At 42.2% G+C, this 1,464-nt stretch carries 2 protein-coding genes; one reads left to right on the forward strand and one right to left on the reverse strand.

Features of this window, described 5'->3' with window-relative positions:
• Window positions 1-1,128: iron uptake porin (locus F6K37_RS34225; RefSeq protein ID WP_287255233.1), on the forward strand; the 1,128-nt coding region annotated here is incomplete at its 5' end.
• Between the two features lie 141 nt (window positions 1,129-1,269).
• Here the strand turns inward: F6K37_RS34225 and F6K37_RS34230 are convergent.
• The coding region (locus tag F6K37_RS34230) for a hypothetical protein (RefSeq protein WP_287255235.1) at window positions 1,270-1,464 on the reverse strand (195 nt) is incomplete at its 5' end.

The raw sequence follows: 1,464 nt of genomic DNA on the forward strand, positions 1-1,464 counted from the left end.
ACTAAGCTCAATGGCGAAGTAGACTTTATCCTAATTGACTACTTCACTGATAACAAAGCTGCCCCTTGTTGCAGTAGCCCAACTCAAGACGATAGTCTTACCACTACATTCACAGGTCTTGCCCTATTATCCTTTGATACCAGTTTCACCGGTAAAGACCTGTTACGCACTAGAATCGATACCACCGACGTGCCTGAATTTAATAACCCCCTTGATGGCACAGACATGACTCTCTATGACTTTGAAACAGATACAGACCAGGAGTTTGTCTTAACTGAACTATATTATCGATTCCCGATTAGCGATCGCATTCAAGCTCATATTGCTGCAGCAGGTCTGTCAGCCGATGAGATTACAGACCCCCTCAATCCCGTCTCAGCCCTCTCCCGTTTTGGAGTACATAACCCGGTTTATCGCCTAGCTGAAGGTGGTGGCGCTGCTATTCGTTATCAATTTAATGACTCAATTAGAATCAGTGTAGCTTATTTAGGTAGTGCCGCTAGTATCTCTAATCCCACCGAAGGTAATGGACTATTTAATGGTCAATTTGGTGCTTTCACTCAGCTAACCTTAACACCAAATCAGCGCTTAGGGATTGGATTGAATTATGTCCATTACTATTCTCCTGAACCCAACTCAGGGATTGATGTCACTGGGAGTACTGGCAGTCAATTTTCCCAAGCACCATTTGGTGATCAAACTGCCACCTCTGCTAATGGGTTTGGCTTACAAGCGAGATATCGACTTAGTCCTGGTTTTGCCCTTGGGGGTTGGCTTAGTTATATCAATGCCAACGCTGAATCCTCTCCCCGCCAAAGTGGTTTGGATGGCTCAAAGGGCGCTAAAGCTGATATCTGGACTTGGGCTATCACCATGGCATTTCCCGATTTAGGCAAAGAAGGCAATGAATTAGGTTTCGTGTTTGGAATGCCTCCTAGACTAGCTGAAAATGATATTAACAGTCGTCAAGATTTGGATTTATCTTACCATTTAGAAACCTTTTATCGCTACCAAATTAATGACAATATCTCCATCACTCCCGGTCTATTTGTAATTATATCTCCAGAACACAACAGTAACAACAATAGTATCGTAGTACCAATGTTAAAAACTAAATTTATTTTTTGATTTGTTGTAAGCCATCAGCCGTCAGCTGTCAGCCGTCAGCTGTCAGCCGTCAGCTTCAAATAAACCTGTTTGGCCTATGGCCACGCTACGGGAACGGTATATAGCAATTCTCATAGCTATGAGGTACACAATTTCGGGATTTTAGGTAATAGGTAATGGGTAATAGGTAATAGGTAATAGGTAATAGGTAATGGGTAATGGGTAATAGGTAATAGGTAATAGGTAATAGGTAATAGGGAATAGGTAATAGGGAATAGGTAATAGGGAATGGGTAATAGGTAATAGGTAATAGGGATGCGCTGCATCAAGACAGGGAATCAGCTTCAAATAATACTG

The organism is Moorena sp. SIO4E2, assembly GCF_010671945.1.
In the GTDB taxonomy this organism is placed as follows: Bacteria; Cyanobacteriota; Cyanobacteriia; order Cyanobacteriales; family Coleofasciculaceae; genus Moorena; species Moorena producens.